This window comes from Kosmotoga sp., assembly GCF_982836095.1.
Map to the genome: position 1 here is coordinate 1 of NZ_CEYIHJ010000057.1, position 7,935 is coordinate 7,935.

At 40.4% G+C, this 7,935-nt stretch carries 8 protein-coding genes and 1 pseudogene; 5 read left to right on the forward strand and 4 right to left on the reverse strand.

Going from position 1 to position 7,935, the window contains the following annotated elements; translation table 11 throughout:
* Positions 1 to 270 precede the first annotated feature (270 nt).
* Positions 271 to 1,941 carry a hydroxylamine reductase gene (gene hcp / locus AC3LHT_RS05310; RefSeq protein WP_488662189.1) on the reverse strand — a complete coding sequence of 557 codons (1,671 nt, stop codon included), beginning with the start codon at positions 1,939 to 1,941 and terminating at the stop codon, positions 271 to 273.
* The gene (locus AC3LHT_RS05315) at positions 1,942 to 3,117 is read right to left on the reverse strand and encodes a DUF438 domain-containing protein (protein WP_488662190.1); all 1,176 of its coding nucleotides are present in this window, start codon (positions 3,115 to 3,117) and stop codon (positions 1,942 to 1,944) included. It abuts the gene before it with no gap.
* A 98-nt stretch (positions 3,118 to 3,215) separates the two neighbouring features.
* On the opposite strand from AC3LHT_RS05315, the gene AC3LHT_RS05320 reads away from it, so the two are divergent.
* The 3 genes from AC3LHT_RS05320 (at position 3,216) to AC3LHT_RS05330 (ending at position 5,220) form a co-directional block, all read left to right on the forward strand.
* Complete coding sequence (locus AC3LHT_RS05320; RefSeq protein ID WP_290646998.1) at positions 3,216 to 3,890, forward strand: Crp/Fnr family transcriptional regulator; 675 nt, start codon at positions 3,216 to 3,218, stop codon at positions 3,888 to 3,890.
* A 105-nt stretch (positions 3,891 to 3,995) separates the two neighbouring features.
* Complete coding sequence (locus AC3LHT_RS05325; protein ID WP_290668009.1) at positions 3,996 to 4,328, forward strand: DUF3795 domain-containing protein; 333 nt, start codon at positions 3,996 to 3,998, stop codon at positions 4,326 to 4,328.
* Between the two features lie 37 nt (positions 4,329 to 4,365).
* A complete protein-coding gene (locus tag AC3LHT_RS05330) occupies positions 4,366 to 5,220 on the forward strand; it encodes a DUF4438 domain-containing protein (RefSeq protein ID WP_488662191.1) in 855 nt (284 codons plus the stop codon).
* 23 nt (positions 5,221 to 5,243) lie between these two features.
* Here AC3LHT_RS05330 and AC3LHT_RS05335 read toward each other — a convergent pair whose 3' ends face one another.
* Both AC3LHT_RS05335 and AC3LHT_RS05340 read right to left on the reverse strand, forming a co-directional pair.
* Positions 5,244 to 5,456 carry a hypothetical protein gene (locus tag AC3LHT_RS05335; RefSeq protein WP_488662192.1) on the reverse strand — a complete coding sequence of 71 codons (213 nt, stop codon included), beginning with the start codon at positions 5,454 to 5,456 and terminating at the stop codon, positions 5,244 to 5,246.
* Positions 5,457 to 5,593: 137 nt separating this feature from the next.
* Complete coding sequence (locus tag AC3LHT_RS05340; protein WP_290668005.1) at positions 5,594 to 6,634, reverse strand: hypothetical protein; 1,041 nt, start codon at positions 6,632 to 6,634, stop codon at positions 5,594 to 5,596.
* A gap of 217 nt (positions 6,635 to 6,851) precedes the next feature.
* Here AC3LHT_RS05340 and AC3LHT_RS05345 point away from each other — a divergent pair, with 217 nt between their 5' ends.
* Positions 6,852 to 7,727, forward strand: coding sequence for an ABC transporter ATP-binding protein (locus AC3LHT_RS05345; RefSeq protein ID WP_290647003.1), 876 nt, complete (start codon positions 6,852 to 6,854; stop codon positions 7,725 to 7,727).
* Positions 7,724 to 7,935, forward strand: a pseudogene (locus tag AC3LHT_RS05350) (ABC transporter permease subunit); the annotation flags it as partial. The gene AC3LHT_RS05345 and the pseudogene AC3LHT_RS05350, both read left to right, overlap by 4 nt.

Sequence of the window (7,935 nt, forward strand, 5' to 3'; positions counted from 1 at the left end):
ATTCAAACTCTCTGTAATCCGTAGCGGGCTGCCAGGCTCCAAAAATCAAAGCACTAAAAATAACAAGAAAAAACACAAGAAGATATTTCTTCACAACTATCCCCCCAATTTTAAAAAAGCATTTTGCCAAAGGCTGCATACTAATTATATTGCTTGAAGCACTAAAGCAGCAGAGGTTGTATTAGGCTTCAATAAAAATACAATCTAAGAAAGCTAAAATTATTCAAAACTGTTCACAGTAAAAAAACAGGGGCATAAGCCCCTGTTTTATTACAGGCCTTTAAGCATCAATTCGAGGTCTTGCCTAACATCGGTTATTGGCTTAATGTCAAAATTTTCCACAAGCACTTTAAGCACATTTTCTGAAAGGAAGGCTGGAAGGACCGGGCCAAGCCTAATGCCCTTTATCCCAAGATGCAGTAAAGCGAGGAGAACCGTAACGGCTTTTTGTTCGTACCAGGCTATGTTATATGATATGGGCAGGTCGTTAATGTCCTCAAGTCCAAAGGCCTCTTTCAATTTGAGCGCCGTGACAACGAGAGAATAAGAATCATTGCATTGCCCAGCATCAATGACCTTTGGGATGCCGTCTATATCTCCAAGATCAAGCATGTTATAACGATATTTAGCACAGCCAGCTGTCAAAATAGCTGTGTCTTCTGGCAATTCCTTTGCCATTTCGGTGTAATACTCTCTTTCTTTTGCATGACCATCACAACCGCCCATGACAACGAACCTGTTCAATTTCCCGCTCTTTACAGCGTCTATTATCTTATCCGCTAATGCAAGAGTTTGATTGTGCGCAAAACCTATTACGATTTTCTTTCCGGGTTTTTCTTCAAGTCCGCCCAGACTCAGCGCCTTTTCAATGACCGGTGAGAAATCCTTTGGCTGGTTGTCGGTTCTGTTGGGGATATGCTTTACCCCAGGCCATCCAACAAGGCCGGTGGTAAAAATTCTATCTTTATAACTGTCTAGAGGTTTTTGAATACAGTTGGTAGTCATAACAATTGCTCCATTGAATGCCGCGAATTCCTGCTGCTGCTTATGCCAGGCAGAACCGTAATTGCCGGCAAGATGCTTGTACTTCTTGAGTTTCGGATAAGCGTGAGCAGGCAGCATTTCGCCATGTGTGTAAACTCTTATGCCAGTTCCCTCGGTCTGCTTTAGTATTTCTTCCAGGTCGAGAAGATCATGGCCACTTACGAGAATAGCAGGGCCTGCATATGTTCCTGTGTAAACCTCTGTTATTTCAGGATGGCCGTAAGTGCTCGTATTCGCCTGATCTAGCAGGGCCATGGCTTTTACGGCGACTTCACCTGCTTTCATTACCAGGGAAATGTAATCCTGTACGCTAAGGCTATCATCAAGTGTGGCGGCAAGCCCTTCTTCAATAAACTCAAGAATGGAATTGTCAGAATGCTTCAAAATATATGCATGGTCCGTGTAGGCGGCAATCCCCTTTAAACCATAAACAAGGAGTTCTCTCAGAGAACGAATGTCTTCGTCTTTTGTTGATAGAACACCTACCTCGGCTCCCTTTAGTTCCCAAACATCTAACCCACCAGGTACATTCCAGGTGGCTGCTTCAGGAGTCTCTTCATTGAAATCTTTGCCTTCTTTTTCTCTGTAAGCGTTGAGAAAGGCTTCTTTTACTTTATCTCTTAGCTTAAGCGCTTTTTCAATTTTCGTGCCAATGCTTTCAGGGTCAAAATTGACATTTGTTATGGTAGTAAAAAGTCCCTCGGCAACATAGAGATCAGCAGCCGGATCGCTCACGCCGAGTTTTCTCGCTTTAACCGTCCAATATGAAAGGCCTTTGAGCAGCCAAACAAGCAAGTCTTGTAAATTCGCAACATCGGGATTTTTACCACAAACTCCTTTTACAGTACATCCTTTTCCCTTTAATGTTTCTGAACACTGATAACAGAACATACCCATTCATTCCACCTCCTTGTTGTCATCGTAAATTCTTTTTTCGCCTGTGATTTTTTGAATAGGCGCTATATCTTGAGAAACTTCCAGTGTCCCGATATACTTTCCATCTGAATCCCTAATGGCTATATATCTTATGTAGATATACTTATCACCAAGTTTCAGCCTAAAATCAGCCTCGTTTCTTTTCCCTTCCTTGAAGTCCTTGAGGATTTTGTTTACAATACTTACGCTTTTCGGTGGGTGACAGTTTTGAACTTTTCTCCCTACAATAGCCCTGGTTCTGACAAAAATCCTCTCTGGATTTTCGCTGAAAAACTTCACCGTATCCGTCTCGTCCACGAAAGTGATATCGAAGGGCAAATTATCAAGCATCAGCTTCAATTGCTCAGGAGTCATATAACCGCTACCGAGATTAACCAGACTCTCAGAAATCTGTGGTGTTTGGCTCTCGAGATAAAAAGGTGATGGCTTATAGGAAAAATATCCTATTTCGTCAAAGGCTTTCCTTATTTCCTTCCATTCATCAGTGGATATGAGTTTTAAAGCGGTGGGGAACAACACTTTGTGTTCTTTGTAAATGTGATCAGTAAAAAGTTCAGCGATGGCAAGTGCAAGTTCTTTAATTTCGTTCCGCTTTTCTTTTGGGGCTTTTGAAATTTTTTTGAGTTCTTTTCGCCACGCTCTGAGCTGATCATGCTCTTTCCACATTATCGCAGGTGGTTGCACAACACCGTGTTTTTCTATAAAAGGAAAAAGGCCATTTTCCTCTTTTAAAAAATAAAGCTCCAATTGATCGAAATAATCGAGGGTTTTAGAGAGCATTTCTCTTGGATCTTCTTCTTTTTCCATCATGAATCTTCTGAAGTTGTCAAACACATTCATGATGTCTTTATGCTCTTCCACCAAAATGTGGATAGGGTGCCATGGTTCCACATCGATTTCATCCTCAATAATCGCCTTTTTGAAAAGTTCAAGATGCACGTTGCACATCAATTGAATACTCTCTGCTGGAATTCCTTCCTCTATCAGTTCCTGTTCCACTTTTGAGATATCCACAGGTGTTAATTCCCTTATTAATTCAGAAAATCGTTCTTTTATGCTTTCAAGTTTTTCAGGATTATTGTGAAGTTTTTTGAGCATTTCCTTTAGCTTTTTCCGTTTTTCCGCGTTATTCATCATTTTATTTCCTCCTATTTTGGTTGGAATTTCCTTTCAATTAAAGTATAATCTCTTTGAAAGTTGTATTCCGTAACACATGTTACAAAATGGAGGTAGCCATGAATGATCTCATTATGAACCTTTCAAAACTCAAACCCTTTGAAGAGATGAACATAGGAGAATTGGAAGCACTTTTCAGAAAAAGTGAGGCTTGCATCGAGCACTATCATAGCGGGGAAACTGTCAAACATAGGGGCGATGTTTGCCAGACTTTGCTTGTGCTTCTAAAAGGGGAAATGTCCACAGAGATGCAAGGCATTGAAGGCAAAAGGCTGGTGCTGGAAAAAATAGAAGCTCCGGGAATTTTGGCAAGCGGGATCCTTTTTTCTTCCGAACCTGTCCTTCCAGTAGATATAGTTGCCACTAATCATGCTGTGATTCTTTCCATGAAAAAAGAACTCATTATAGAGTTGTGTATGACTAACGAAAAGTTTTTAAGAGGGTTATTAAAAGATATGGGTGACAGGGTAGTATTACTGGCTAAAAAAGTACATTCCTTTTCATTGAACACATTGAAAGAGAATTTGTCTCGATATCTTCTTGAAAAAGCTGCCGAAAATAACGAGTTTACTCTTGACATTACTAAAGATGAATTAGCCAGTCGCTTTGGAGTGGCACGTCCTTCCCTTTCAAGAGCTTTTTCGGAATTGGTTAAAGAAGGTCTGATTGTTCAAGAAGGTAGAAAGGTAAAACTCCTCGATAAAAATGGTTTGAAAAAGTTGGGCGATTTTTAAAAATACCGAAGATTGATAAATGCGTTCTATCAAATGGTAGAATTATAAAGTTGAATATATACCATTGGCGCCAAGTAGTCTAAAGGCAAAAAAGGGGGGAGACAAATGATTGCTTACTGCGGAATAAAATGTACTGAATGCCCCGCATATATAGCCACAATAAACAATGATGACGCAAAAAGGAAAGAAGTTGCAAAAGAATGGTCAGAAATGTTCAATACCAAGATAAAACCGGAAGATATCAACTGCAAGGGGTGTTTAAATGAAGAAGTTTTATTCGCACATTGTGATGAGTGTTATTATCGCTCCTGTGCAAAAGAAAAAGGGATAAGGAATTGCGCTTACTGCTCAGATTTTCCTTGTAAAGAGCTTTCAAGTTTTTTTGCTCAAGTTCCAGAAGCGAAGGAAACTCTTGAAAACATAAGAAAACGGTTCTGAGAAATCACACCTTAATTCTATATGAAAGGGGGATCATATGAAAACCAACAGAGATCGTGTAGTGAAAATTTCTGTTTCCGGAGAAGTGGCACATCCAATCACTAGAGCACCTTTCAGGTTAGCAATTGATGGCACGCCCTGGCTTTTCCCCGGAACCGGGGGAATAACTTACAATTTCACCCTTGGCGACAGCGCTTATAAAATGGCTGGTGACCATGTAGAACCGGATGTTTCAACAAAAAACCCAAATGATTCTATGAACGCTGCTTATGTCAAATATTCCTGTATAGGCAATGAAGCTGTAGTTTTAACCGGAAAGGCAAAAGATGCTACGGGGTATGTGATTGGGAAACATGGTGGAATCAATCACGTTCTCATACACTTCAACCAGGAAGTTAAAGAAAGCCTTGCCATTGGGGACAAAATTCAGGTAAAAGGTTGGGGTAATGGATTGGTCCTCGAGGATTATCCTGAGGTTCGCGCTTACAACATAGATCCAGCGCTTTTTGAAAAGATATCGATAGAAGAAAAAGATGGAAAGCTATTTTTTCCTGTAAAAGCTGTTGTCCCGGGATACTTGATGGGCTCTGGCGCTGGTTCAGGCAACCCGGCTGGCGGAGACTATGACATAATTACAAATGATAAAGCGCTTATCGGAAAATTGGGATTGGATAAACTCTGCATCGGAGATTTTGTGGCCATTGAGAATCATAATGATTCTTTCGGCTTGGGTGGATATGTGGAAGGAGCAGTTACCATTGGAGTTGTAGTACATGGGGACTGCATCATAACCGGACATGGCCCAGGGGTTACCGTAATTCTCACTTCCCACAAAGATTTTATAATCCCCATAATAAATGAAAAAGCAAATATATCCAATTACCTAAAATAAAGGTGAGAGTCCCTCTCACCTTTTTAATATTCCTCTTTTAAATCTTCATCTATACTTCCATCAGGAAGAACTCCCTCGAATTCGTAAGAAAGTGGATCTTCCAGTTGGAATCGCGCGCATTCTTTCCAGTTTGATTTGCAATACATGTTTGCCCAATCAGAATCGACAATACCACGTTCATAGGCTCTTGCAACAGGACACATACTATAATACGGGCAAGTGTCACCCTCCACCATATCACCTCCGTTGTTCACAATACAATATAACATAAATATGCCGAAAATCAATACCACTTTTTCTTCTGCCTTTCACAAAAAAGCTCTCCCGCAGGAGAGCTATCACAAAAGGACAAATTCCTTAAATGGAATATGGATTAATGAAGGTAACCGTTGTCTGTTGTTCCATTGTCAAAGTTTTCATTGATGATGGTAATCACATCAGTGACCTGCGAGGGAGTATAAGCTGTCGATTCACCTGCAAGGATCTGGTTTGCCAGTGCCATTATTTCCGCTACTGTCATACCTTCCATGTACCTTTCTGAGGGTGGTACTGCCGGAGGATAACTGAGAACGAGCCCTGCAAGGTTTAATGTGCTTGGAGCAAAATCAGGGTCGTACAGATCAAATCCTATGTTCAAAGCAAGGGCAACCATTTGCGTGACAAGTTCGTTACCCAATGCGCTTGTCGCAGGGTTCACATAAAAAGTGCTTATCGTTGCTGGAGTACCACCAGCAGGTAGATAATCGGTTATTGCTTGAGCATCTGTAAATCTCACATAACGGCCTACTCCTTCAACTCCTATGGTTAAGCCACCAGGAAAAGCAGCACTGAAATTGGCATGCAAATAAGCCCCGGGATTATGTCCGTGGGGTGGCGCTCCCCAACCTCCTGGTGTATATGTCACATGTCCATCGCCTCCTCCAGTTGGAGGCTCGGGTATTATTGTAATGACAATTTCAACCCTGTATTCCGCTGATTTGTATTTTATGCACCAATCTTCGTCAACTTGATATTCATAGGGAAAGAAAAGCTTCATCCAGAATTTCTCGTGAGTGTAAGGAGCGTTTACGTAAAAAGTGCCGTCGTCCGGGAATTTGTGAGGAGGAGTGATATTTTCATTTATGTATGAACTGTTTTCGTAGTGGAATATATGAGTAAGCAGTAGATCGAGAAATTTATCGGTTATGAGGACATCTCCTGAATTTAAGATCATATAGATTTCGTAATCAGCCATAATTGTTATAGGACTATCGCGCAGCACTTCAAACCAGAATTCCTGGTTGTTAAAAGTTGCCGGGTTTTCTATATTTAGGGGCTCAAGCTCAAAATCTGGTGCGAGTATAGAAACTCCACAAAATACAGAAACCGCGATAAGTAAGCTTATTAGCACTGCAAAAATTCTTTTCACTACCATACAAATCCCCCCACTCCTAACAATTGTTATTCTATCCTTTTAAATCAAATAAAAATAGATATTGAAAAACAATAGAAGGCAAAATACAGGAAGTTTTTAGAATATTTTTATCATATAGCAAATTTACTTTTGCCATCGCATATGAATACCAGCGAGATAGCTGTTCATTATGTACTTCGCATCAATGGTAAAATCAACATATAAAGGAGGGGGAGAAATGCTTGTTGCAAAGCATCTAAAAAAATACTACGGAAAGTACAGAGGTGTAGAAGATGTTAGCTTTTCGATAAAACCTGGAGAAATATATGGGCTCATTGGGCCCAATGGTGCCGGGAAAACAACTACGATTCGCATTATTTTAGGGCTCCTTTATAAAGATTCTGGAAATATAACAATAGGCGGGCATGAAATTCCAAAGGATTTGAAGCGTATCACAAACAAAATAGGCTATCTACCCGGAGAGGTTAATTTTTATCCTGACATGAAGATAAGGGAATTTTTAAGATTCAACCGAAATTTTTATCCTCAAATAGAGCTCGATTACGAGAAAGACCTGGTCGAATTCCTCAACATCAATCCTGAGAAAAAATTCAAAGAACTCTCACAGGGAAACAAGAAAAAAGTTGGAATTCTTCAAGCCCTTGTCCATAAGCCAGAATATCTCATTATGGACGAACCAACAAATGGTCTTGACCCTCTGCTTCAAAGCAAACTCTATGAACTGCTCCAGGAAGAACGCAAGAGGGGAACGGTTATATTGTTTTCTTCTCATGTCCTTACCGAGGTTGAGCGCCTTTGTCAGAGGGTTGGAGTAATCAAAGAAGGAAAGCTGGTCAAAGAACTTGCAATGGAAGATATTCACAAATATACCAAAAAATTGGTAACTGTTTACGGGCTAAAAGAGCCTGATCGCTTATATGAATATGAACTTGTTAACAACAATGGAAGGGAATTCACTTTCTCCATAAATCGCGACGAGCTGAAAGGTTTTCTCAAAGCGCTGACAAACCTGGAATTTAGCGATTTACAAATAAGGAATCCCTCTCTGGAAGAAGCCTTTATGGAATTTTACACGCAGGAGGTTGACAAATGAGCTTTACCAACATATACCGAAAAGAATTCAAGTGGAATCTCCGCTCATTTATTATCTGGACATCGATTTTTGTTGCCTTCTCTTTTATGTATATTCCCCTTACCGACCAGCTTATTCAACAATCTGGGGCTATGCTTAAGTTTATTGAAAAAATGCCCAAGCTGCTTCTACAGATGTTCAGCTTTGAACCGGAACTGCTGACCAGACC

Excerpts from the sequence above, each read along its gene's own strand:
- AC3LHT_RS05315 (WP_488662190.1), bottom strand. The coding sequence starts at position 3,117 with ATGATGAATAACGCGGAAAAACGGAAAAAGCTAAAGGAAATGCTCAAA.
- AC3LHT_RS05345 (WP_290647003.1), top strand. The coding sequence starts at position 6,852 with ATGCTTGTTGCAAAGCATCTAAAAAAATACTACGGAAAGTACAGAGGT.
- hcp (WP_488662189.1), bottom strand. The coding sequence starts at position 1,941 with ATGGGTATGTTCTGTTATCAGTGTTCAGAAACATTAAAGGGAAAAGGA.
- AC3LHT_RS05320 (WP_290646998.1), top strand. The coding sequence starts at position 3,216 with ATGAATGATCTCATTATGAACCTTTCAAAACTCAAACCCTTTGAAGAG.
- AC3LHT_RS05340 (WP_290668005.1), bottom strand. The coding sequence starts at position 6,634 with ATGGTAGTGAAAAGAATTTTTGCAGTGCTAATAAGCTTACTTATCGCG.
- AC3LHT_RS05325 (WP_290668009.1), top strand. The coding sequence starts at position 3,996 with ATGATTGCTTACTGCGGAATAAAATGTACTGAATGCCCCGCATATATA.
- AC3LHT_RS05335 (WP_488662192.1), bottom strand. The coding sequence starts at position 5,456 with ATGGTGGAGGGTGACACTTGCCCGTATTATAGTATGTGTCCTGTTGCA.
- AC3LHT_RS05330 (WP_488662191.1), top strand. The coding sequence starts at position 4,366 with ATGAAAACCAACAGAGATCGTGTAGTGAAAATTTCTGTTTCCGGAGAA.